Annotated in this window: 20 protein-coding genes, 3 tRNA genes and 1 pseudogene; 10 read left to right on the top strand and 14 right to left on the bottom strand. The window is 73.7% G+C overall.

The genetic code is table 11. From position 1 onward, the window contains the following. Nucleotides 1–3: 3 nt before the first annotated feature. The gene (locus tag K304_RS33360) at nucleotides 4–681 is read left to right on the top strand and encodes a class F sortase (RefSeq protein WP_051308428.1); all 678 of its coding nucleotides are present in this window, start codon (nucleotides 4–6) and stop codon (nucleotides 679–681) included. Between the two features lie 35 nt (nucleotides 682–716). On the opposite strand, the gene K304_RS28930 is transcribed toward K304_RS33360, so the two are convergent. From K304_RS28930 to K304_RS32910, 3 genes are all read right to left on the bottom strand, one after another. Further along, on the bottom strand, nucleotides 717–2,639 hold the full coding sequence (locus tag K304_RS28930) for a protein kinase domain-containing protein (RefSeq protein ID WP_037790363.1): 1,923 nt from the start codon (nucleotides 2,637–2,639) through the stop codon (nucleotides 717–719). Between the two features lie 112 nt (nucleotides 2,640–2,751). Continuing rightward, nucleotides 2,752–3,270, bottom strand: a complete 519-nt coding sequence (locus K304_RS32915) for a MarR family winged helix-turn-helix transcriptional regulator (protein WP_051308439.1) — start codon at nucleotides 3,268–3,270, stop codon at nucleotides 2,752–2,754. A gap of 20 nt (nucleotides 3,271–3,290) precedes the next feature. Beyond that, the gene (locus tag K304_RS32910) at nucleotides 3,291–3,872 is read right to left on the bottom strand and encodes a DJ-1/PfpI family protein (protein WP_027764208.1); all 582 of its coding nucleotides are present in this window, start codon (nucleotides 3,870–3,872) and stop codon (nucleotides 3,291–3,293) included. Between the two features lie 441 nt (nucleotides 3,873–4,313). Between K304_RS32910 and K304_RS0113695 the strand changes: the two genes are divergently transcribed. From K304_RS0113695 to K304_RS0113670, 7 genes and pseudogenes are all read left to right on the top strand, one after another. After that, entirely contained in the window at nucleotides 4,314–5,708 is a 1,395-nt protein-coding gene (locus tag K304_RS0113695; RefSeq protein ID WP_027764207.1) for an aspartate aminotransferase family protein, read from the top strand. Beyond that, nucleotides 5,705–6,361 (top strand): GntR family transcriptional regulator, encoded by a 657-nt coding sequence (locus K304_RS0113690; protein WP_027764206.1) that lies wholly within the window; start codon nucleotides 5,705–5,707, stop codon nucleotides 6,359–6,361. Before K304_RS0113695 ends, K304_RS0113690 begins: the two co-directional genes overlap by 4 nt. A 116-nt stretch (nucleotides 6,362–6,477) precedes the next feature. Then, nucleotides 6,478–7,128 (top strand): hypothetical protein, encoded by a 651-nt coding sequence (locus tag K304_RS0113685; RefSeq protein ID WP_027764205.1) that lies wholly within the window; start codon nucleotides 6,478–6,480, stop codon nucleotides 7,126–7,128. A gap of 347 nt (nucleotides 7,129–7,475) precedes the next feature. Further along, a pseudogene (locus K304_RS28925) lies at nucleotides 7,476–8,097 on the top strand (TetR/AcrR family transcriptional regulator). Further along, on the top strand, nucleotides 8,094–8,690 hold the full coding sequence (locus K304_RS32135; protein WP_078529053.1) for a GNAT family N-acetyltransferase: 597 nt from the start codon (nucleotides 8,094–8,096) through the stop codon (nucleotides 8,688–8,690). Before K304_RS28925 ends, K304_RS32135 begins: the two are co-directional and overlap by 4 nt. A 254-nt stretch (nucleotides 8,691–8,944) precedes the next feature. Continuing rightward, on the top strand, nucleotides 8,945–10,534 hold the full coding sequence (locus K304_RS0113675) for an alpha/beta hydrolase (protein ID WP_027764204.1): 1,590 nt from the start codon (nucleotides 8,945–8,947) through the stop codon (nucleotides 10,532–10,534). A gap of 213 nt (nucleotides 10,535–10,747) precedes the next feature. Then, nucleotides 10,748–11,110, top strand: coding sequence for a hypothetical protein (locus tag K304_RS0113670; protein WP_027764203.1), 363 nt, complete (start codon nucleotides 10,748–10,750; stop codon nucleotides 11,108–11,110). Between the two features lie 239 nt (nucleotides 11,111–11,349). Here K304_RS0113670 and K304_RS0113665 read toward each other — a convergent pair whose 3' ends face one another. The 11 genes from K304_RS0113665 to K304_RS0113615 all read right to left on the bottom strand — a co-directional run bounded on the left by K304_RS0113665 (nucleotide 11,350) and on the right by K304_RS0113615 (nucleotide 22,199). Next, on the bottom strand, nucleotides 11,350–12,108 hold the full coding sequence (locus tag K304_RS0113665; protein WP_027764202.1) for an SLATT domain-containing protein: 759 nt from the start codon (nucleotides 12,106–12,108) through the stop codon (nucleotides 11,350–11,352). Between the two features lie 136 nt (nucleotides 12,109–12,244). Continuing rightward, nucleotides 12,245–13,159 (bottom strand): phosphoribosylaminoimidazolesuccinocarboxamide synthase, encoded by a 915-nt coding sequence (locus tag K304_RS0113660; protein ID WP_027764201.1) that lies wholly within the window; start codon nucleotides 13,157–13,159, stop codon nucleotides 12,245–12,247. 182 nt (nucleotides 13,160–13,341) lie between these two features. Further along, nucleotides 13,342–14,847, bottom strand: a complete 1,506-nt coding sequence (locus K304_RS0113655) for a N,N-dimethylformamidase beta subunit family domain-containing protein (RefSeq protein ID WP_027764200.1) — start codon at nucleotides 14,845–14,847, stop codon at nucleotides 13,342–13,344. 147 nt (nucleotides 14,848–14,994) lie between these two features. After that, nucleotides 14,995–16,704 (bottom strand): hypothetical protein, encoded by a 1,710-nt coding sequence (locus K304_RS0113650; protein WP_027764199.1) that lies wholly within the window; start codon nucleotides 16,702–16,704, stop codon nucleotides 14,995–14,997. 661 nt (nucleotides 16,705–17,365) lie between these two features. Beyond that, a complete protein-coding gene (purD, locus tag K304_RS0113645; protein WP_027764198.1) occupies nucleotides 17,366–18,622 on the bottom strand; it encodes a phosphoribosylamine--glycine ligase in 1,257 nt (418 codons plus the stop codon). Between the two features lie 178 nt (nucleotides 18,623–18,800). Then, a tRNA-Gly gene (locus K304_RS0113640) sits at nucleotides 18,801–18,873 on the bottom strand. Nucleotides 18,874–18,991: 118 nt separating this feature from the next. After that, nucleotides 18,992–19,594, bottom strand: a complete 603-nt coding sequence (locus K304_RS0113635; protein ID WP_027764197.1) for a response regulator transcription factor — start codon at nucleotides 19,592–19,594, stop codon at nucleotides 18,992–18,994. 38 nt (nucleotides 19,595–19,632) lie between these two features. Next, nucleotides 19,633–21,147: a histidine kinase gene (locus K304_RS28920; protein ID WP_078529051.1), complete on the bottom strand. Its 1,515-nt coding sequence runs from the start codon at nucleotides 21,145–21,147 to the stop codon at nucleotides 19,633–19,635. 353 nt (nucleotides 21,148–21,500) lie between these two features. Beyond that, nucleotides 21,501–21,573: transfer RNA gene (locus K304_RS0113625), tRNA-Gly, on the bottom strand. Nucleotides 21,574–21,667: 94 nt separating this feature from the next. Then, nucleotides 21,668–21,739 (bottom strand) — tRNA-Gly (locus tag K304_RS0113620). Nucleotides 21,740–21,881: 142 nt separating this feature from the next. Further along, nucleotides 21,882–22,199: a histone-like nucleoid-structuring protein Lsr2 gene (locus K304_RS0113615; protein WP_027764196.1), complete on the bottom strand. Its 318-nt coding sequence runs from the start codon at nucleotides 22,197–22,199 to the stop codon at nucleotides 21,882–21,884. Nucleotides 22,200–22,554: 355 nt separating this feature from the next. On the opposite strand from K304_RS0113615, the gene purS reads away from it, so the two are divergent. Both purS and purQ read left to right on the top strand, forming a co-directional pair. Continuing rightward, the gene (gene purS, locus K304_RS0113610; protein WP_027764195.1) at nucleotides 22,555–22,818 is read left to right on the top strand and encodes a phosphoribosylformylglycinamidine synthase subunit PurS; all 264 of its coding nucleotides are present in this window, start codon (nucleotides 22,555–22,557) and stop codon (nucleotides 22,816–22,818) included. Then, a complete protein-coding gene (gene purQ / locus K304_RS0113605) occupies nucleotides 22,815–23,492 on the top strand; it encodes a phosphoribosylformylglycinamidine synthase subunit PurQ (RefSeq protein ID WP_027764194.1) in 678 nt (225 codons plus the stop codon). The genes purS and purQ overlap by 4 nt, the downstream gene beginning before the upstream one ends. Nucleotides 23,493–23,576 lie beyond the last annotated feature (84 nt).

Below are 23,576 nucleotides of genomic sequence, written 5' to 3'. Positions count from 1 at the left end.
CCGGTGACGACCCGGTACGAGCGGCTGTCCTCGCGCAGCCGCCGCCTCGAGGTGGTCTCGGTGGTCGCGGCCGTGGTCTTCACCGTGGTGACGTGCCGGTTCGTTCCCGGACTGCCCGCGGCGAACGCCGCGGTCCTGGCTGCGGACGCCGGCGCCGCGGAGTCCGGCCGGGCGGGCGGCGACCGGGCGCCTGTGGCGGACACCGGGGGCGGGGAGGTGTCAGGACGTCCGGCGCGTGCGGCGCCCGTACGGGTCGCCGTCCGCGGGACCGGCGTGGACGCGAGGATCGTGCCGGTCGAGGCGCGCGCCGGGGACGGCATCCCGGTCGCACCGCCCGACGACCCGATGCAGGTGGCCTGGGCGGCTGGACTTCCGGCGCCCGGTGAGAAGGGCGCGGCCGTGCTGGTCGGGCACCTCGACTCCGAGACCGGTCCGGCGGCGTTCGCCGGCCTCGGCGGGTTGCGCGCGGGCGCGCAGATCAGGGTGCTGCGGGCGGACGACCGGACGGTGCGGTACGAGGTGCACGCCGTGCAGCGGTACGGGGCGGCCGGGCCGCCGGGCGCACTCGCCGACGTGCCCGAGGACTCCGGTGGGCTGCTCCGCCTGGTCGCGGTCGGCGGCGCCTGGACGGAACCCGTCGTCGACGACACGAGCGTCGTCGCGTTCGCCCACGCCCGCTGAGCACGCCGCCCGGCCGGCGTGGCGTGGCGGCGGGGTCAGCGGTGCGTGCGGGACATACGGGTCTCCTGCGCGCGGGTGAGGCGGAGGACGACGAGGATGGCGAGGATCGTCGCGGGCACCAGCAGCAGGTCGGTGACGATGCCCCAGACCAGCCAGCCGCGCGCCTCCAGCGCGGTGCTCGCGTCGTGCCACTCCTGCCAGCCGAGCAGGGAGCCGATGAGGGAGCTGGTCAGCCACATCGTCCACCAGCCGTTGAGCAGCCCCGTACGGCGCGGCGCGGCGCCGTTCCAGGCGGGCCGGCCCGGCGTGGGCGGAGCGCCGGCGGACCAGATGTCGTCGGCGATCTGCTTGGGGATCCACAGGTTGGCGACGGGGAGGAACCAGCCGCCGATCGCCATGCCGGGGCCGTACCGCATGCCGCCGGGGCGGAACGCCTCGGCGTTCAGCCGCACCCGCCAGAACCACATCAGCCACAGGGTGATCAGCGGGAGGGCGACGAGGAACGCGAGGACGTCCAGCGTGACGGACCACGCCTTGAGGCTGTCGTAGTCGGGGACGAGGGTCGGCTCCCAGGAGTCGGCGTAGTCGCTGAAGGTGCCGTAGGCGGCGAAGTTGAACAGCAGGTCGAACACCGTCCAGGCCAGCACGGCGGCGAGCAGGCTCCAGGTGGCCGTGGCCAGGCCGCGCGGGGAGCGCGGAGGTCCGGGCGGCGCCGCGCCGGCGCGCTGCTGCCCGGCCGCGGGCCGGGGTCCGGGCCCGACCGGTCCCGGACCGTACGGGGAGGTGGTGCGGTAGCCGGTGTGGTGCGGGCCGGGAGGGGGCGTCGGCCCGGGGCTCCACGGCCGGGGCTGCGGGTAGCCGTACGGTCCCGGCGTCGCCGATGCGGCCGGCCCGGGCGGCGTGCCCGGCACGCCGTAGGCGGACGGACCCGGCCGGTAGGGGCCCGGTGGCGGGGTGCCCGGGGGCGGAGTGCCCGTACCGGCGCCCGCACCCGCACCCGCGCCCGTCGCCGTTCCCGCGGACGACGCCGGGGCGCGGACCGCCGCAGCCGCCTCCGGGTCCTCGCTGTCCAGCAACTGCACGGCGTGACGCCCGAGCTGGGCGAGGACCTCGCCCGGCAGCCAGGTGCCGGAGAGTTCGTCGCCCGCCCAGCCGGCCAGCGTCTCGAGGCTGGGGCGCTGCGCCGGGTCCTTGGCCAGGCAGGCCGTGACAAGGTCGCGCAGGCGGCCCTCGATGCCGGTGAGGTCCGCCTCCTCCTCGGCGATGCGGAACATCAGTGCGTGGATGCCGGAATCGGCGGTACCGAACGGCATCCGGCCGGTCGCCGCGTACGCCAGTACCGCACCGAGGCAGAACACGTCGCAGGCGGCCGTGACGGGCGTGCCGCGCACCTGCTCCGGGGACATGAACCCGGGAGAGCCGATCACCGCGCCGGTGCTGGTGAGACCGTCGGAGGACTGGAGCGCGGCGTCGACGGCGCGGGCGATGCCGAAGTCGATGACGCGCGGGCCGTCGAAGGTGATGAGGACGTTGGACGGTTTGAGGTCGCGGTGCACCAGGCCGGCGGCGTGGATGGCGGTCAGCGCCCGGATCAGGCCGGAGGCCAGCGCGAGGGCGGACGGCTCGGGGAGCGGGCCGTAGTCGTGGTCCACCACCTGGGCGAGGGAGGGACCGGCGATGTAGCCGGTGGCGACCCAGGGCTCGGCGGCCTCGGTGTCGGCGTCCAGCACCGGCGCGGTCCACTCGCCGCCGACCCGCCGGGCGGCGGCGATCTCCAGGGCGAAGCGGCGGCGGAAGTCCGGCTGCCGGGCGAGTTCCGCCTTGACGGCCTTCACCGCCACCGTCCGGCCCCGTTCGGAACGGGCCAGGTAGACGCGGCCCATGCCGCCCTCGCCCAGTCTGCCCAGCAGGCGGTAGCCGCCTATCCAGCGAGGGTCGTGGCTGCCCAGCCCCTCCATGCGTCCTCCCCCGTGTCGTGCCGTGCCGTGCTGTGCGGCAGTCAACCGTCACCGAGGATAGAGGGGTTCGCCCGGTCCGAGGCGGGCCGGGCGGAGACCCGAGTCGTTACCGTTACCGGCCGCGCCGGGCGCCCCGGACCGGCTGCGGGGTGTCCGGCGCGGACTCCAGGGCGTCCAGTGCGCCGGTGAGGCGCCGCAGCGCGTCCAGCGCCCGCGCGAACTCCTCCTGGCCGCCCAGCTGTTCGGCGAGCCGGTGGGCGAAGTCGGCGTGCTGCGGGGCGATGCGGCGTACGGCGGCGAGCCCGTCGGCGGTGGGGGCGAGCAGCTTGGCCCTGCGGTGCGCCGGGTTGGGGCGGTACTCGGCGAGGCCGCGGTCGACCAGCAGGTCGGCGACCCGCTGCACGCTCTGCCGGGTGATGCCCATGGTGCGGGCGACGCCCGCGACGGGCAGCGGCTCGTGCAGGACGGCGCCGAGCACCTGCCACCAGGCGGCGGTGAGCCCCGCGGGACGGGCCAGCTTCTCGGCGATGGTGAGGAACTGCCCGTTGAGGTGGAACACGGTGAGTGCCGTGCCGCTCAGCAGGTCCGGGGGCGCCGCCGCGTCCCCGGTGACAGCCGGCCCCGTGCCCACCGGCCCGGTGCCCGCGGCGCTCACCCCTGGGCCGCCGCGAACACCGGGTAGGCCGCGGCGTCGGAGTCGTGGAACAGCCGGTACCAGGCGTCCAGCACCTCCGGCGGGAAGGTGCCGAGGCGTCCGAAGATCTCGCGGGCGAACGCCACGGGGTCGGTGGGTCCGGCGGTGATCAGGTCGCCGTCGGTGACCGCGTCCGCCTCGCGGTACCGGTCGCCCCCGCGGTAGCCGCTCGCCGCCAGGTACTCGGCGGCGGCGCTGGTGTGGTCGCGGTCGTCCAGCAGTCCCTCGGCGGCGAGCCCGAAGGTGGCGCCGCAGATCGCCGCCACCGGCACGCCCGCGTCGAGGAAGGTGCGCGCGGTGCGGGCGAACGGGGCGAGCGCGTCGCCGAACCAGAGGTCCGCGCCGGGGAGGACGAGCAGTGCGCTGTCCGCCGGGTCGAGGTCGGCCAGCACCATGTCGGGCTGCACGCGCAGTCCGGCCTTGGTGGTGACCGGGCCGGGAGTGAGGCCGACGGTGGTCACGCCGCCGGGCAGATGCGCCGCGACGTGGCCGTACTCGTAGTCGGCGAGGGTGTCGTAGACGGCGAGGTGGAAGCTCATGGTGGTACTCCCTTCGATGACAAGAGGCTGTCATGAAGACAGCATGCTGTCAATGCCGGGGCGTCCGGTCGGCCGACGTGCTGTGGCACTCGGCCCGATCCGCGTGACGACGGACCGCGCGGCTCGGTGAACGCGTCGACGGAAACGGGTGGCCGGGCGGCACAACGGGCCACGCGTCGCCCTCGTCCACACCGGCCAGATCGACGACCCCCTGGAGGACGTGCTCGAACACGCCTGGCTGGTCCACCCCCGGCGCTGACGGCCGACCCCGCCGGACGCCGCCACCCCGCCGCGACGGTGCGCACCGTGTCCGTGCGGGTGCCCGGTGTGAGCACCCCCAGGTGTCAGGTCGATGGGGAACCCCACATTCCGTCGCGCACCCGCGACGCGTGCCGGGAGCGGTCCTTACCCTGTGGGGGCCGACCGAGAGGTGAGATACGCATGACCAGTCAGGACTCCACGCCTGCGGCCTTCGCCGTGCCCGGGGACAAGGACGCCGTCAAGGCGGCCGACCGTGCCCACGTCTTCCACTCCTGGTCCGCCCAGGGGCGCATCGACCCCCTCGCGGTCGCCGGTGCCGAGGGTGCGTACTTCTGGGACTACGACGGGAACCGCTACCTCGACTTCTCCTCCCAGCTGGTCAACACCAACATCGGCCACCAGCACCCCAAGGTCGTCGCCGCCATCCAGGAGCAGGCCGGCCGGCTGTGCACCCTCGCACCCGGCTTCGCCGTCGACGTCCGCTCGGAGGCGGCCCGGCTCATCGCCGCCCGCACCCCCGGCGACCTGGACCGGATCTTCTTCACCAACGGCGGCGCCGAGGCGATCGAGAACGCCGTGCGCATGGCCCGGGTGCACACCGGGCGCCCCAAGGTGATGGCCGCCTACCGCTCGTACCACGGCGCCACGGCAGCCGCCATCAACCTCACCGGCGAACCGCGCCGCTGGGCCTCCGACACCGGCACCGCCGGCGTCGTCCGCTTCTTCGGCCCGCACCTCTACCGCTCCCACTTCCACGCCACCACCGAGGCCGAGGAGTGCGCCCGCGCCCTGGAGCACCTGGAGCAGACCATCCTCTTCGAGGGGCCGCACACCCTCGCCGCCGTGGTGCTGGAGACCATCGTCGGCACCGCCGGCGTGCTGATGCCGCCCGAGGGCTACCTGGCCGGCGTCCGCGAGATCTGCGACCGGCACGGCATCCTGCTCGTGCTGGACGAGGTGATGGCCGGCTTCGGCCGCACCGGCACCTGGTTCGCGGCCGACCTGTACGACGTCGTGCCCGACCTGCTGACCTTCGCCAAGGGGGTCAACTCCGGCTACGTGCCACTGGGCGGCGTGGCCATCTCCCAGGCGGTGGCCGCCACGTTCGACGACCGCCCCTACCCCGGCGGCCTCACCTACTCCGGTCACCCCCTCGCCTGCGCCTCCGCGGTCGCGACGCTCAACGCGATGGCCGAGGAGGGCATCGTGGAGAACGCCGCGCGCATCGGCGAGGACGTCCTCGGCCCCGGCCTGCGGGAGATCGCCGCACGTCACCCGTCGGTCGGCGAGGTGCGCGGCACCGGGGTCTTCTGGGCGCTGGACCTGGTCCGCGACCGGGAGACCCGCGAACCGCTGGTGCCCTACAACGCGTCCGGCGACGCCGCGAAGCCGATGAACGACTTCGCGGCCGCCTGCAAGACGCGCGGCCTGTGGCCCTTCGTCAACATGAACCGCACCCATGTGGTGCCGCCGTGCACCGTCACCGAGTCGGAGGCCAAGGAAGGGCTGGCCGTGCTGGACGAGGCCCTGTCCGCCGCCGACGCCCACACCACCGATGCGGGGCACGTGCGGTGATACGGCGCAGCACCCTGCGGGCGCAGGTCGCCACCGCCCTCCGGGACGAGATCCTCGCCGGCCGGCTGCCGACCGGGAGGGACTTCACCGTCAAGGAGATCGCCGACCAGTACGGCGTCTCCGCGACCCCCGTACGGGAGGCGCTGGTCGACCTCGCCGCGCAGGGTCTGCTCGACATGGAGCAGCACCGCGGTTTCCGCGTGCACGAGTTCTCGCCGGCGGACTTCCGCGCCATGATCGACGCCCGCTCGCTGGTCATGGAGGGCGTCTTCCGCTGGATACGGCAGCGCGGCGGCACCGTCGAGCTGCCCGACCGGGACACGCTTCAGTCGGTGCGGCGGCGCGCCGTCGCCGCCGAACGCGCCGCGCTCCTCGGCGACCTGGACATCCTCATCGGCTACGACCTGCGGTACTGGCGCGAGTTGGGCGGCGTGGTGCACAACCCCTACGTGCGCGACTTCCTGGACCGCGTCCGTGTGCAGTGCTGGGCCTTCGCGGTGCCGGTGCTGCGGCGCGAGGAGAAGCTGGCCGGGCGCCTGTGGGCGGGGCACTGCACGCTGCTGGACGCGGTGGAGAAGCTGGACCTGGACGGGGCACAACGTCTCCTCACCGAGTACAACGCGCACGCGCTGACGCTGGTCGACGGCCCCTGACCGGGCCGCCTCCGCGCGGCGGGCGGACGCCGTTCGTACCGAGGGGATCTTCTGCACCGGCGCCCCCCGGTCTACCCTGAGGCCGTCGGCCGCCCCCAACCCGCGGAGCGAATCCCTTGGCCTGTGACCTGTGGCTCGTCCCCCTCGTCGACGTGCTGTGCCACAGCCCCGACAATCCCTTCGCGGAGGAGATCGCGACCTACGACCGGGCGCTCGCCGCGTCCGGCCTGCCGCCCGTCCCCGTGTACGGGTACGTACCGGGGCTGTCCGGCGACGTCGCCCCCGTCGCCGGCTTCGACTACGACGCACTGCACCTGCTGCGCCGCGCGCATCTCCTCCAGCTGTGCAACCTGGAGGTCACCCCGGTCGACGCCCTCGGCGGCGACTACGAGCAGCTGCTGGAGATGTTCGAGCAGACCGCGCAGCACTCCCACCTGGTCTGGCACTACGACCACGCGGGCGCGTACGTGCCGGTGGACTTCCCGGCGCCGCTCGCCACGGACGAACTCCTCGAGGGCGGCGGCCCGCTGGGCTCCAGCCAGGGGCTGCTGCGCGAACTGGAGGCGGTCGCCCCCTTCGTGGGCATCGACCCGCACAACCCGCCGCCGCCACCCGAGGCGCCCACCCGGCCGACCGAGCTGGAGGAGCCCGCCGTGGCCCCCGCGTACGGCGAGGGCCCGTTCGCCCGGGAGCAGCACGTGTGGCTCGGGCTGCACCAGGCCGCGACGCGCAGCCTCGCCCAGGGCTCGATGATCATTTTCAGCTGACGCTCCCGTCCCCGTCCGGCTACCGGACGGCCGGGTGTTCTTACCGGGACGTCCCGGACAGGCCCCAGGTGTATTGCTCATGGGCAATACACCTGGGACGTGCCGGTAGTCCTCTTCGAGTGAGGGCGCGCCCAGTGCGCAGACCGCGTCGCAGGCCGCGAAGCGGCGCTCCCGCCAGGCATCGCTCACGTAGCGGCCGACATCGGGCCTGGGGTCGGGCATTGGTCTCGGGTATGGCCACCTCCAGCGTTCCGGTTCTGTGATGCGAACGTACTGCGGTGGGTACGGCTGTATCACCAAAGGGTTTCGTGGAGCCGCAGCAGGAACGACGAGCGGAGAACCGGCCGATGCCCAGGCGCGTAGACCACGCAGAACGGCGCACCGAGATCGCCGGGGGCCCTGATCCGGGTCGCCGCACGGCGCGGGCTGCATGCCGTCGGCATGCGTGATGTGGCAGCGGAGGCGAGCGTATCGCTGCGGCTGGTGCAGTACTACTTCCAGACCAAGGAAAGGTTGCTGCTTTTCGGGCTCGAGCTTCTGGCGGAGAGATTCGGGGAACGGGTCTCCGCCCAGATACGGGCCGTCGGCAACAGTCCAGGTCCGCGCGCAATCGTCGAGGCGCTGCTGATGGCGGCGCTGCCGACGGACGACGAGAGCCGCACCTTCCGCGGCCTCTACACCTCATACGCAGTTCCGGCCGTGAACGACCCGGCGCTCGCGGCCCAGCCCTTCATCAAGAACCCTGATGCCGCCGAAGATGCCCTGACCGAGCTCGTCCGGCAGGCGCAAGAAGCGGCACTACTCGAGTCCGGGGTGGACTCACGGTTGGAGGCAGCCGGCCTGCCTGCCATGTCTGCGGCACTCGGCACGAGTATCCTCGTCGGTCAGCGCAGCCCGGAGTCCGCGACCGCGGTCCTGGACCACCACCTCAGCCGAATCTTCCGCACCGGTAAGGCGGTTCTGACGTGAGTGACCGGAGCCCAGCAGCCGTCGAGCTGCAGACCGCCCGGCTGTTCCTGAGACGTCCGAACGCGACCGATGTCGACGCGATCTTCGCCGTCCACCGCGATCCCGAGACCTGTACACACAACCCGTCCGATGCGCTTGCCCGGTTCGAGGAAGCAGAGGCGCTCTACCAGCGTTGGGACAACCAGTGGCAGCAGCACGGATATGGGTACTGGGTTGTCCGGCATCACGGCTCCGCCCAGCAGCTCGGATTCTGCGGAATCAAGCCCATGGAACTGCACGGGGCCCCGGTGCTGAATCTTTTCTACCGTTTCGCCACCTCCGCCTGGGGTCAAGGCTTCGCCGGTGAAGCCACGGCCGCGGTTGCCACCTGGGCATCCATTCGCCTGCCCGAACTCCCGCTCATCGCCCGCGTTCGACCAGCCAACGTTGCTTCTCAGCGCGTGGCGATACGCGCGGGGCTCAGCCGAGCACAGCATCTCGACACCGAGGGATACGACGGATTCGACTGGATCTACATGGCGCAGGACGCGAACAGGGCCACAAACGGGCGCGATCACACACCAGGACTTCGAGGGACAAACCAAGCTCCCTAGACGATGGCCGCCACATACCCCTGCCGAACCGATCTCACTGCCAAGGCGCAGCCATCACGGAAGCGCGGTCACAACCTCTTATCGGTTGGCCAGTGTGAGCACGGAGGGCGCTCGGCAGTAGGCCGTGGTCCGGGACCTCGGGCGGTGCGCCGGAAGATCCGCCGGACAGGACTAGCCGCGGGCCCTCCCGGCACGGCACCATCTGCGGGTCGGCGCGGCCTGCGCCGGCGCCTGTGCAGGTGTCAGGAGGGCAAGTGAGACGAACCGCATCGGTGGCCGTCGCCTTGGCGGCGATGGCATCGGGCCTGGTCTCGGCAGTGCCGGCGACAGCCGCCGCGGGATCACCCGCCGCCGCGTCGTCCGTGGGCTGGACGGACTGCGGTACCGCGAACAACCCGACCATGCAGTGCGCGACGGTCGACGTGCCGCTGGACCACGCCCGTCCCGAGGGCCGGCAGATCCAGATCGCCGTCAACCGCATCCCGGCCACCGCCGAGGAGAAGCAGGGACCGCTGCTGGTCAACCCGGGCGGCCCCGGAGGCAGCGGCCTCGGCCTCGCCGGCTACGTCGCCCGCTCGCTGCCCGCCGACGTGGCCGCGCAGTACGACGTCATCGGCTTCGACCCGCGCGGCGTCGGCAAGAGCGAACCCGCGCTGGAGTGCAAGCCCGGCTACTTCGACGCCACCCGCCCGGACTCCGTGCCGCACGACTTCCGCACCTTCGCGGAGAACATCTCGCGCGCCGCGTCCTTCGCCGTCGACTGCGGCATCCGCCACGAGGGCGTGCTGAAGCACATCAACACCCGCAACACCGCCCGCGACATGGACGTCATCCGCGCCGCACTGGGCGCGGAGCAGATCAACTTCTTCGGGTACTCGTACGGCACCTACCTGGGCTCCGTGTACGCCGAGCTCTTCCCGGAGCGGGTGCGCCGGATGGTCCTCGACAGCATCGTCGACCCGACGAAGGTCTGGTACGAGGCCAACATCAGCCAGAACTACGCCTTCGACGAGCGCTTCAAGGCGTTCACGGCCTGGATCGCCGAGCACGACGCGACGTACGGACTCGGCACCGACGCGGAGAAGGTCGAGGCCCGCTGGTACGAGATGCGCACCGCCATGCGGGACGAGCCGGCCAAGGGCGTCGTCGGACCGGCCGAGTTGGAGGAGTCCTTCCTGCCCGGCGGCTACTACAACGGCTACTGGCCCGCCATGGCCGAGGCGTTCGCCGCCTACGTCCACGAGGGCGACGAGCAGGCGCTGCTCGACCTGTACGACGACTACGGCAAGGTCACCGGGACGAACGGCTACAGCGTCTACACGGCCGTCGAGTGCCGTGACGCGAAGTGGCCGCGCGACTGGGGCACCTGGTACGAGGACGCCCGAGAGACGTACCGCAAGGCGCCGTTCCTGACCTGGTCCAACACCTGGTACAACGCGCCGTGCGCGTTCTGGCCCACCCGGCAGCCGGAGGCCACGGACGTCCGCAACGACGACATCCCGCCGGTGCTGCTCTTCCAGGCCACCGACGACGCGGCCACCCCGTACGCAGGCGGCGTGAAGATGCACAGGCTGCTCGACGACTCCCGCCTCGTGGTCGAGGAGGACGGCGGCAACCACGGCATCACGTTCGGCGGCAACGCCTGCCTGGACCGGTACCTGACGGAGTACCTGGCCGACGGCACGCTGCCGGACGCGCGCCGCGGGGTGGACGCGACCTGCGACGCCCTCCCGGAGCCGGAGCCCGCCGGCGCCGCCTCCGCGGAGAAGGGCGAGCGGAACGCGCCGTCCGCGGACCGCGCCGACGGCGCGGAACTGCACCGGCTGCTGGGGGCGCGCCCCTGACCGGCTGAGCCGGAGCACCGCAGACGACGGGGCCCGTCCGCCACTCGGCGAGCGGGCCCCGTCCGCGTGCCGGGCCGTCGGGGTGTCACCCTCGTCGCGTCCCGCAGGGCGTGGCACGGTCACCCGTTCGGCATTACAGTGTGCGTTCGCTCGATGACAGAAGCGGAATCGGGCAATCCACATCCACGCAGGCAAGGCAACGAGGGGGCACACATGGGGAACAGCGGAAACCGGCGCAGAGCTGCCGTCGCCCTGCTGACGGCGGTGCTGGCGGGGGCGTCGGTCCTGACCGGTACGACGGCGACGGCCGCCGTGCCCGGGCCGGGCGCGGGCGCCGCGGCGGCCGACTACCAGTGCGGCGACAACCAGGAGTACACCGGCACGCCCCCGTGGCGGAAGGTGGAGATCAGCTACTACAACTGCGGGGACTCGACGGTGTACCGGCGCCTCCGCGGCGAGCGCTACCCGGACGTCCCGTACCCCTGCCTGAGCGTCTCGGCGGGCCAGGTCCGCACGTTCGGCTCCTTCAACCCGATGTACGGCGTGCCCTCCGGTACGGAGCCCTGCCGGCCCTGACGCCCACCGGGCGGGTGCGGAGGAGTCGCCTCCTCCGCACCCGCCCGGCCGTCGCCTTCCGTCAGGGGCGCCGTCCTCGTCCCGCCAGGGCCGGTGGACGGGCTTCGCCCGCGCACCTCCGAGTGCCGGACGAGCAGGCAGGGTTGCCGTCTGCCGCTGTTTGCCGTCTGCCGCCGTCCGCCGACGGCACGGCGCCGGTCGCACCGGCCTGCCCCTCGACTGCGGCCCGCCGCGGGCGGTCAGCGGTCCGGGGGACGCTGGCGGGGCATGTTGGGGCGGAGACTCGGGTGCGGAAGGCGTCCGCCGGCCGGACCCGCCGGGCCGTCCGCCCGGGGAGCGGCGGCCCCGCCGAACACCCCGGCGGCCCCCTTCGTCTGCACCCGCAGCGGCGTCGTCGTCGCGCGGAACTCGACCATCCAGTCCGCCGTCTCGGCCCGCACCAGTTCCGTGACGTCCTCGGTGAAGCCCCGCAGCACGGACAGGCAGCGTTCGGCCGCCTCCGCCGCGGTGCCCTCAGTGGGCCCGAGCACCTCGCGGATGGACTCCGACGCCCAGTCGTACTGCAGCGCCTCCAGGCGCCGTTGCACCGCCTGCGCCGTCGCGACGTCGCGCATCCATCCCGAGGTGAGGCCGAACCAGCGGTCGCAGCCCGCGCACACCGCGGCCCCCAGCAGCGCGACGAAGCCCCACGCCGTCAACGGCGCGTCGAACGCCCCGGTGAGCTGCAGCAGCGGCAGGACGGCGCCCGCACCCACTCCGGCGGCGGTGCCCGCGCGCAGCGTGCGCGCGACGCGGCGCTTCCAGCGGCGGTCGGACAGGTACCACTCGACCATGTCGAGGGCGCCTTGTTCCACCCACTGGTAGAGCTCCTCCAGGCGTTCCGCCGGCTCGCCCCAGTCGCCCAGCGGGAACGCGCGGCTCAGCAGGTCCCCCCGGCCGCTGCGTCGCGGCTTCCCGTTGCGCGAAGCGCCCTCCGGCCGCTTCTCCGGCTGACTCACCCGCCACTCCCTACGACAGCCCCCACACCGGCCACTTCCACCCCCTTCATACCGCCGGAAGAGGGATCCGCGGGGGCTTTCGCCGTCTTCCCGTCCCGAAGTGGGCAGTTGAGAGACCGGAGACCCCCCGCACGCATCACTCGAAAGGGTGACCAGTGAGGAGCCGGTACGCCTCCGCGTACTTGGCGCGGGTCCGCGTGACGACCTCCGCCGGGAGCTCCGGGGGCGGCTCCTCGCCGTGCCGGTCCCAGCCCGACTCGGGCCCGGACAGCCAGTCCCGCACGTACTGCTTGTCGAACGACGGCTGCGGGCGACCCGGCTGCCAGGTGTCGGCGGGCCAGAAGCGCGAGGAGTCGGGGGTCAGCGCCTCGTCGGCGAGGACGAGCTCCTGCTCGCCGTCCGGGCCCTCCGCGAAGCCGAACTCGAACTTCGTGTCCGCGAGCACGATGCCGCGCTCCCGCGCGATGTCGCGGGCGCGCGCGTAGACGGCCAGGGTGGTCTGCCGCAGCTGCGCCGCGGTCTCCACGCCGACGCGGCGGGCGACCTCCTCGTAGCTGACGTTCTCGTCGTGCTCGCCGACCTCGGCCTTGGTCGCCGGGGTGAAGATCGCGGCGGGCAGTTCGGAGGCGTCCTGAAGGCCCTCCGGCAGCGCCAGTCCGCAGACCGTGCGGGTCTTCTCGTACTCCAGAAGGCCGGAGCCGGCCAGGTAGCCGCGTGCCACGCACTCCACGGGCACCATGCGCAGCGAGCGGCACACCAGGGTGCGCCCCTCCCAGTCGGCGGGTGCGCCGTCCGGCAGGTCGGAGGACAGCACGTGGTGCGGCACCAGGTCGGTGAGGTTCTCGAACCACCACAGGGAGAGCTGGGTGAGGATGCGGCCCTTGTCCGGGATCGGGGTCGGCAGGACCCAGTCGTAGGCCGAGATCCGGTCGCTGGCGACCATCACCAGGTCGCCCGCCTCGTTCCGGTACAGGTCGCGCACCTTGCCGGTGTGCAGGTGCACCAGCCCGGGCACCTGCACGGGTTCGGGCTTGTGGACGAATCCGGACACGGTCTCTCCTGTGGTCGCGTGCTGCCGGGAACGCCCGGGCCTCGGCCGCCCGGCTCCGGCGGTGCTGGTCCGATTGTCCTGTACGCGGCCCGTCCCGGCCCGCCCGGGGTCGTGCCCGCCGCCCGGGTGAGGGCGGGAGGCCGGGAGACCGTGTGGGCCGACGAGGAGCGGGCGGGGCGGCGTCAGTGGCGTCGGCAGATCCGGTCGAGCAGGTTGGCCGTCGCGCGCTGGACCCGCTGGTCGACGTGGCCGGGCCGGTCCAGCGCCGGCGACCAGGCGAACGTCCCGGAGGCGAAGACGAGCGCGCCGCTCGGCGCCCGGTACAGCGAGGTCTCCTGGTGGCGCCGGGCGCCGGAGGCGTCCTGGTAGGGGGAGTGCGCCAGCAGGATGCGCTCGGTGTGCCCCGGCAGCGGGGTGCGCGGGAAGTAGCGGTCGGCCTCGCCGGCCACCAGACCCGGCAGCTCGTCCCCCTCGGCGACGCCCGTGGCCTGCCACAGCCAGTGGCCGGTGTTCCGCACCACCAGCGGGTGCGGCTGCGGCACCTGCCCCGCGTACTGCACGCCCAGCAACTGCTGCTCCGGTTCGCCCTGTTCGCGCCACAACAGCGCACGGCCGCCGCCCTGCCGCTTGCGGCAGGTCAGCAGGCGGTCTTCGGCGTCACCCGGCAGCGCCTGCAACTCGACCCGCCAGTACATGGTGTTGGCGGACAGGAACACCAGCGACGTGCCCGCGTCCCGGGCCCGTTCCGCGGCGCGCCGCATCGGCACCGACCAGTACTCGTCGTGGCCGGGGAAGACCAGGCCGCGGTACCGGGTCGGATCGACCCGGCCGGAGTGCAGGTCGCGCGTGTCCGCGTAGGCCAGGTCGTAGCCGTAGCGCTCCGCCCAGCGGATGAAGTCGTAGGCGTGCCCCACGTGCAGCGGCAGACCCGCTCCCGCGTACGGCCGGTCGAACGACACGGTGACCGCCGCGTCCTCCTCGCCCAGCAGCCGGCCCTTCTCGTCCCACGCGTGGTAGAGGCTCGCGCCCGTGCGGCCGTCCTCGGGGAAGAGGTTGTACGCCTGCCAGGTGACGTCCGGCATGAGCAGCAGGAGGTCCGCGGGGTCGCGGTCCCGCACGGTGAACGGGATGTGCGAGCGGTGGCCGTCCGCGGTGGTCAGCACGGCGACGTGGGCGCCCGTCGACCAGTAGTCCGGGATCTGCAGCCGCCAGGACAGCCACCAGTGGTGGCAGGACGCCGTACGGTCCGCGACCAGCGGCTCGGGCTGCACGATGCCGGACAGGCGGGGGCTGGTGGTGATCTTGGTGGCGCCCTCGCCGCCGTAGTGCCCGATCCGGTAGACGTCCACGGAGAACGGCTGCGGCGGGCTGACCGTGACCCGGAAGTCGATCGACTCGCCCGGCGCGACGCCGCCGCCGGACGACGCGAAGCCCTTGATCTGGCAGTGCACGTCGTCGGCCGTACGCGGACCGCCGTGATGCGCGCGCCGTCCGCGGGCCGCCTGCCGCTCGCGCTGCACGGGGAGGATGCCGGACTGGTCGACGTCCACGTACCAGGGGACGACCTGCCCGTCGTCGAAGTAGTTCTCGCTGCCGCGCAGCCAGGGCAGCGGGCCCTGGGCGAACGGATCGGTCACCGCGTGTGCGAGCGCCCCCGACTCCCAACGCCTGATCTGCTCGGTCCTCACGCTTTCGCACCCCTCCCGGACGGTTCGTCCCCCGGTTCACAGGGCCAGCACATCACATGGAGCGAGGATTCGGTCACCGTTCGTCGCGATTCCTCGCGAGGGGCCCTGCCGCGCCCGGGGACGGGCACCGCCGCCCCGGGGCAGCCGCTACACCAGGCGGACAGGCTTGTCGGCGCGGATGCCGCGCGCCGTCAGCCAGTCGCGCAGCGGGCCGGGGTCGCCGTCCTCGACGAGGTCCAGCACGGGTCCCGCCAGGTCGGTCGCCCGCTCGCCGTCGACGAGCAGGGCGGGCCCGTCCAGCCAGTCGAGGCCCGGTGTCGCGCCCGCGGTGTCCACGGCGGCGCAGCACACCGCCGCCGTCACGTGCTCGGCCATCAGCTCCCGCCCGGAGCGCGGCGGCCGCAGCGGCAGCCCCATCGGCGAGGGCTGCCCGGCTCCCGGCAGCACCGGCTCGTCCAGCCCGGGGGCCGTCGGGCAGGCGTCCTGCGCGGCCTCGGCCCGCGCGACGTCGGCGCTGATCCGGGCCGCGACGGCGTCCGTGCCGCCGGCCGCGAGACGCTCCAGTATCCGGCCCACCGCCGCCTCCGTGTACGAGACGGGCGGTGCCGCCGCACCCCCGGCGCCGGACGGTGCCCGTGCCGCCCCGTCCGTTTCCGCGGGCGGCGTGTGCTCGGCGGCTCGCGCCCGGCCGTCCGGCTCCGTCGCGTCGAGGGCGGCGAACAGGCGGGCCGCCTCGCCCCGCCAGATCCGGTCGACGACCTCCTCCGGGTAGTCCGTCCAGTCCACGGGCGCCCACCCGGAGCCCTCCCCGCGCGGCTCGCCGTGGAAGAGCCGCGCGGCCAGCAGCGAGACCGAGGCGTCGACCGCGCCCGGCTCCTCCAGCAGATCGCACGCCGGACGCTCGCCCAGGCGCGAGGCGAAGCCGTCCGCCAGGCGGTCCCGGCGGGACAGCTCGGTGAGGGCCGCCACCACACCGGCGTCGAGCCGGGACGGCCAGCGGCCGGTGCGCCAGGCGGGCAGCGCCACCCGGGTCAGCAGCCGGTCCCAGCCCGCGTAGGCCAGACCGACCTGCTCCTGCGCGGTGGTGCGCAGCGCACGGTCCACGTGCTGTGCGCGGTCCGCGGCGGCGGCCGCCACCCCGCGCTCCATCTCCGCGGCGTGCGGCCCGCAGGCGCGCAGCAGCACCCGGGCGACCAGCCCGGTGAGCCGCAGCACCGCCCGCCACGCCGGATTCGGCCCCGGACCGGCGTCGCGCCGGCGGCCGGCGCGGGCGCGGTCCGCGACGGCGACCGCCGCGTCCAGGCCGCGCACGCAGCGGCGCGCGGCGGCTATGTCCGGATGGGCGGACGGGCCGGTGCCCGCGACGACGGGGGCCAGCAGGGCGCGCAGCTCCGCCACCCGCATCCACCACAGGAACGGCGAGCCGATCACCAGTACCGGCGGCGCCTGAGAACGGCGCCGCCGCAGCCATCGCACCGGTGCGCCGCCCGGCATCCTCCGCTCCTGCGCCGGGTGCGTACGGTCCTCCAGCCAGCTGTCGCAGTCCGGGGTGAGTGCGAGGGCGGACGGCACGGGCACGTCGAGCCGGTCGGCGAGTTCGCGCACCAGCACGTACAGGTCCGGGGCCTGCGCGCGGGTCACCGGCACGGTCGGACTGGTCGCCGGCCGGGCGCGGGCGATCACGGCGGCGACCCCGCCCGCGACGGCGAGCGCCAGCACGGCGGCGGCCGTCACGGCCCAGGTGGCCGGCGCCCAGCCCGGGCCGGCCAGGCCCGTGCTCGCGGCGACGTGCAGGATCACCGCAGCGCCCCCCGGCAGCAGGGCCGCCGCCAGCGCGGTGCCGCGGATGCGGAGCACCGCGAGGGCGTGATCCCTCGCGGACGGCGCATGGGGCGCCGTGGGCGCCTTGCGCGCCGAGTGCGCCGAGTGCGGAGCCGGCACTGACCGCTCACCCCCGAAGACGTAGGAGGACATTCATGACGTGACGCGACGAACGACGACGTGGCGGACGGAGCCTGTCGTATGCCCCCACTGTGGCACCACGCACCGACGACGCAATGCGCGGTGGGCCAGTCGGGGACCGCCCCGCGCGGCCGTACGCGGCTTGCCGGGAACCCTAGTTGGGGGCCGTGCGAGCGTCAGCCGCTCGGCCGGGCCGTCACTCGATGGAATGGCTTTGCCCAACGGTGTTGCGCCCGGGCTCCTGATACGGGCGCCCCATTCGTCCCTTCTGGCCCAGGTGCCACGAGGGTGGGCCGGCGCTGGGCGGCAGGCACGTCAGGCGGCCGCCGACGGGTCGCGGGACGTTGAGGCCGGAGCGGCGGCGGTGTGGCCCGACCGGTCTCCGCCGGGTGCGGTGCCGCCGTCGCCGCGGAGCGGTGGGTGCGCGTGCGTCGTTCCTCCCGGCTGCGCGCTCCCTGTCGCCGGACGCCGCCGTTCCAGCCGCCGTTCCAGGTCTCGTTCCAGCGCCCGTCCCCACCTGCTTCCCCGGCGGGGGAGGGGCCGGGCTCCGGCGGGATCAGGGGGTGCCGGCGGCCGCGGCGGCGATGTCCGTGCGGTGGTGGGAGCCGGCCAGCCGGATGCGTCCGACCGCCGCGTACGCCCGCTCGCGTGCCGCCGCCAGGTCCTCCCCGGTCGCCGTCACGGACAGCACGCGCCCGCCGGCGCTCACCACGCGCCCGTCCGGGCTGCGGCGCGTCCCCGCGTGGAGCACGTACGCGTCCGGTCCGTCCTCGTCCCGCACCGCGTCGAGCCCCTCGATCGGGTCACCCGTGCGCGGCGCCGCGGGGTAGTTCTCGGCGGCGACCACGACGGTCACCGCCGCACCGTCGTCCCAGCGCAGCGGCGGCAGCTCGGCGAGCCGCCCGGTGGCGGCCGCGTGCAGCAGCCCGCCCAGCGGCGTCCTGAGGCGCGCCAGCACCGCCTGCGTCTCGGGGTCGCCGAAGCGGGCGTTGAACTCGATGACGCGCACGCCACGCGAGGTGATGGCCAGCCCGGCGTACAGCAGGCCGGAGAACGGCGTGCCGCGGCGGCGGAGTTCGTCGACGGTCGGGCGGAGCACCGTGTGCTCGATCTCCTCGACCAGTTTCGGGTCGGCCCACGGCAGCGGCGAGTAGGCGCCCATGCCCCCGGTGTTGGGGCCGGCGTCGCCGTCGTAGGCGCGCTTGAAGTCCTGCGCGGGCTGCAGCGGGACGACGTGTTCCCCGTCGGTGACGGCGAACAGCGACACCTCGGGACCGTCGAGGAACTCCTCGATCACGACCCGCCCGCAGGCCCGGGCGTGCTCCCGCGCGAGGTCCAGGTCGTCGGTCACCACCACGCCCTTGCCGGCGGCCAGGCCGTCGTCCTTGACGACGTAGGGCGCGCCGAAGGCGTCGAGTGCCGCGTCGGCCTCCTCCGGGGTGGCGCACACGTAGCTGCGGGCGGTGGGCACGCCCGCGGCGGCCATGACGTCCTTGGCGAAGGCCTTCGAGCCCTCCAGCCGCGCCGCTTCGGCCGAGGGGCCGAAGACGGGGACGCCCGTGGCGCGCACCGCGTCGGCGACTCCCGCGACCAGCGGTGCCTCGGGGCCGACGACCACCAGGCCCGCGCCGACATCGGCGGCCAGTGCGGCGACGGCGGCGCCGTCCTGCGCGTCGACGGTGTGCAGCGCCGCCACGTCGGCGATGCCGGCGTTGCCGGGCGCGCAGTGCACTGCGGTGACGTCGGGATCGAGGGAGAGGGAGCGGCACAGGGCGTGCTCGCGGGCGCCGCTTCCGATGACGAGGACCTTCACGTGAGGCAGCGTAGCCGTCCGTGCCGTCGCGGTACGACGTCGGGCCCGGCGACCACGTCCCGGGCGGGGCCGTCCGCGCCCTGCCCGGCGCCGGCGCCCCGGCGGCAACGACCCGGGACGACCCGGCAGCGACCCGGGAACGACGAAGGGCCCCGTCGCCGGGGCCCTTCGTGCTCTGAGCGGACGACGAGGCTCGAACTCGCGACCTCAACCTTGGCAAGGTTGCGCTCTACCAACTGAGCTACGTCCGCATCGCACCGCCGTTCCCGTGCGGTGCGTGGCCCAGTATAGCCATGCTGCAGAGCGGCTCGTGCCACCGCTGCGGGGTGAGCACGCTCACGCCCCCGGCGGCGGGGGCGCGGTGCTCCCTCAGAGCCAGCCGCGTTCGCGTGCCGCGCGTACGGCCGCGTGCCGGTTCTCCGCGCCGAGCTTCGCGGTCGCGGCGGAGAGGTAGTTGCGCACGGTCCCCTGCGCGAGACGGGCGCGTGCGGCGATCTCGGCGACCGGGGCGCCGTCCGCGGCGAGTTCGAGGAGTTCCGCCTCGCGTGCGGTGAGCGGGGAGTCGCCGGAGCTGATGGCGTCGGCGGCGAGTTCGGGGTCGATGTAGCGGCTGCCCGCGTGCACGGTGCGGATGATCTCCGCGAGCCGCTGCGCGGAGACCGTCTTGGGCACGAAGCCGCGCACGCCCGCCTCCAGCGCCCGTTTGAGGTGGCCGGGACGCCCGTGGCCCGTGACGATCATGGTGCCGCAGCCGGGTGCGTCGGTGCGCAGCGAAGCGGCGACGGCGACTCCGTCGGCGCCGGGCATCTGGAGGTCCAGGACGGCGACGTCCGGGGAGTGGGCCCGCGCCATGGCCAGTGCCTCCGGGCCGGAGGCGGCCTCGGCGACGACGGAGAGGTCGTCCTCGAGGGCGAGCAGTGCGGCGAGGGCGCCGCGGATGAGGTGTTCGTCGTCGGCGAGCAGAACGCGGATGCGCTGTGCGGGCTGCTCCCGGTGGGGTTCGTGTCCGTTCACCCTCGTCCCTTCTCCCGGGCTCCGGGTCCGCCGTCCCGGACCCCTGCCATGTCTGCTTCGTTCCCGCCGACGGGGTCGTCGGCCGGTCCGCCCGGTCCGTCCGGCGCCTGGCCGTCGCGGTCTCCGTCCGGCCGGGCCCGTTCGTCCGCCGGGGTGGGGGCGGGCGGGGCGTGTGCGGCTGCGTCCGCCCCGCCGGGCGCCGCCGTGGCGTCCTGCGGCCGGGCGCCCGGACGGCCCGGCACGGCCGCGGGCAGCGGGATCTCCACCGTGAGACGGAACGAGCCGGGAGAAGGCCGCGCGGCGGTGAGTACGCCGTGCAGGGCCGTCAGCCGTTCCCGCAGGCCCGCGAGGCCCGCGCCCCCGGCCTGCTCACCCGGGGACGGCGACCCGGGCCGGGGCCGTCCGCCGGGCTCCCGCGCCCCGTCGTTCTCCATGACGAGCACCACCGCCCCGTGCTCGACCCGCACCGTGACGTCGCAGCGCGAGGCGTCCGCGTGCCGCAGCACGTTCGTGGCACCCTCGCGCACCACCCAGCCCAGCGCTGCGCGGACCGGCGGCGGCAGGCGGTCGTCGCCGTCCCGGGAGGTGACCCGGCAGTCGATGCCCGCCGCCCGCAGCACGCCGCGTGCGCCGGCGAGTTCCGTGGCGAGGTCCGCCTCCCGGTAGCCGCGGACCACGTCGCGCACCTCGCGCTGGGAGTCGCGGGCGATCCGCTGCACCTCGACCATCTGGTCCAGCGCCGCCTCCGGGCCGCGGTCGCTCCGGCGCGCCAGCTGACCGGCGAGCTCGCTCTTGAGCGCGATGACGGACAGGTTGCGGCCCAGGACGTCGTGCAGGTCGCGGCCGAAGCGCAGGCGTTCCTCGGCGACGGCCAGCCGGGCCTGCGTCTCGCGGGCGTCGTCCAGTTCGCGCATCACGGCGATGTACCAGGCGGACGAGCGGGTGCTCACGCCCATCGCGAGGCCGCCGACCGCGGCGACGGCGGCGAGCGCCCCCAGTTCGCCGCCCTCGACGCCGACGGCGGCGAAGACGCCGGTCAGCGCGGCGACCACCCCGGCCAGCGTCCAGGCCGTGACGCGTACGGGCATCAGCAGTGCGTACGGCATCAGGAAGGCGCCGACGCTGACCATCAGGACCATGCCCTCGGCCGCTTCACCTCCCTGGCGGTCGGCCACCAGGAGCCACGCGGTGAGCCCGGCGGCGAGGGCGGCCAGTACACCGAGTACGGCGACGCCGAGCCACGGAGGCGGACGTTCTCCCAGGTAGGCGCGGAGCGCCCGGCCCACCACGACGGAGGTGGCGGCACACAGCACGGCGTGGACGCCGAGGACCGCCCATGCCGCCGCGGTCGCCGCAGAGGTGTCGGCGGACTTCGCGGGGACCTGGGACAGACCGGCCAGCAGCATGATCCAGGGGAGCGCGAACAGCGACCAGCGGGTGGACGCCTCGACCTGGGCGTGCCGGCTGCGCCCGTGCCAGACGGCGCGTCTGTTCCGTAGCCAGCCGATCATCTCCACGCTTCCTCGTCCTCGTCCTCGTCCCGGGATGAAACGCCACCAGCATGAGGGGTACCGACGTCACCGGCACGACCCCTCCGTCGTGCCGGTGACGGACGCGGTGCCGACGGGCCGGCGTGGTGACCGCCCCGGGGTGCGCGCCGGGGAGCGGGCCGAGTGCCGCGTGCGCGCGTGGACCTCGTTCGCCTCCCCGCTCTCACTCTTCCGCCACCGGTGCACCGCGGGCAGTGCGGGCTGTCACCGGCCCGAATGACATCCGTCATACGGGCTCCGGGGCGTGACGGGTGTGTGGCGGGAACGGAGCCGGAAATGCGAAAAGGCCCCGCAAGCGGGGCCTTTTCCTTCTGAGCGGACGACGAGGCTCGAACTCGCGACCTCAACCTTGGCAAGGTTGCGCTCTACCAACTGAGCTACGTCCGCAGGCATCCATCCGGCTTTCACCGAATGGCGCGATGGTCACTGTACCCGATCCCGGAGGCCTGGCGGCACGGGTCGGTGATTCAGGGACGATCGGAGCGGGTGACAGGGATTGCACGCTGCGCCTCCCTCTTGGAAAGAGGGCGCTCTACTACTGAGCTACACCCGCACGCTCCGTGAGGTCTCCCTTGCGGGCTGTCCTCGCGGCGTGTGCCCGACTGTAGCGGATCACCCCGGGGTGCTGGCAAGTTGACGGCGGGGAGGCCGGACGACCGGCGCGGAGCCGGTGGCCGGCCTCCCCGACGGGCCTGTCAGCGGGAGGCGTTGAACGCCTCGTACACCTTCTTCGGGATGCGTCCGCGCGGCGGCACGTCGAAGCCGTTCGACTCCGCCCAGGCGCGCACCGCGCGCGGGTCGGGGGCGACGGAGGTGCGGTGGTAGGTCCTGCCCGACTTCGCCCGCTTGCGGCCGGCCTCCACGTAGGGGGCGAGGGTGCCGCGGAGTTTCTCGGCGTTGGCGTCGTTGAGGTCGATCTCGTAGGACTTCCCGTCGAGGCCGAAGGCGACCGTTTCCGACGCTTCTCCGCCGTCCATGTCGTCGGAGAGTGTGACCAGTACGCGCTGCGCCACGGATATCGGTCCTTCCGCTAAGGGTGGCCGCGACCGCTTGTGCATGCCCGGCCCTCCATCCGTGGGCTGACATGCGGGAATGTCGTGCGGTCCGGCTGCTCGGAGATCGGTGTCTTTTCTTTTCTACAGGGATCGGCATTGTTTGCGAAGCGTCGCTATTCACGCCTCGCGTGTCATGCCGCAATGTGGACCATACTTTTTTCGGCCTCGATTTCCCAGTGTTCCGACTCGGTGATGCTCGAATGTGACCGATATCTACTCGCGTAGATTTTCGAGCCGGGTACGCTGGCGTACCGAAGCAGCAAGCTGCTGCGCGGTGGCGAACCGGCAGCACCACACATCACCGGGAGTACCTGTGGCCCGCGTCGTAGTCGACGTCATGATGAAGCCGGAGATCCTCGACCCGCAGGGACAGGCGGTCCAGCGCGCACTGCCCCGTCTCGGATTCGAGGGCATCGCCGATGTCCGCCAGGGCAAGCGCTTCGAACTCGAACTGGAGGGTCCCGTCGACGACGCGGCCCTCGCCCGCGTGCGGGAGATGGCCGAAACGTTCCTTGCCAACACCGTGATCGAGGACTTCACCGTCCGCGTCGAGGAGCGGGAAGAGGCCGCCGTATGACGACGCGCATCGGTGTCGTCACCTTCCCCGGCTCCCTGGACGACCGCGACGCGCAACGCGCGGTCCGCCTCGCCGGCGCCGAACCCGTCGCTCTCTGGCACCGCGACAAGGACCTGCACCAGGTCGACGCCGTCGTGCTGCCCGGCGGCTTCTCCTACGGGGACTACCTGCGGGCCGGAGCCATCTCCCGCTTCTCCCCGGTGATGGAGACCCTGATCGAGAAGGCCAGGGCCGGCATGCCCGTCCTCGGCATCTGCAACGGCTTCCAGGTCCTCACCGAGGCCCACCTCCTGCCCGGCGCCATGCTGCGCAACGACCACCTCCACTTCGTCTGCCGCGACCAGCGGCTGCGGGTCGAGAACGCGGACACCGCCTGGACCTCCGACTTCACGCAGGGGCAGGAGATCACCGTCCCGCTGAAGAACCAGGACGGCCAGTTCACCGCCGACGAGCGCACCCTCGACGCCCTGGAGGCCGAGGGCCGCGTCGTCTTCCGCTACACCGGCTGGAACCCGAACGGCTCCCGCCGCGACATCGCCGGAATCACCAACGAGGCCGGGAACGTGGTCGGCCTCATGCCGCACCCCGAGCACGCCGTCGAGGAGCTGACCGGCCCCACCACCGACGGGCTCGGGTTCTTCACCTCGGTTCTGAAGAAGCTGGTCACCGCATGACTCTGGACACCGGAACAGCCGAGGGAGCAACGGAGCGCCCCGGGCCGCGATGCCTGTACCACCCCGCGCGAAGGAGCGACCGAG

The organism is Streptomyces sp. CNS606, assembly GCF_000426325.1.
Note: the sequence above shows the minus strand (reverse complement) of the source record. Positions and strands in the feature narration are given on the sequence as shown.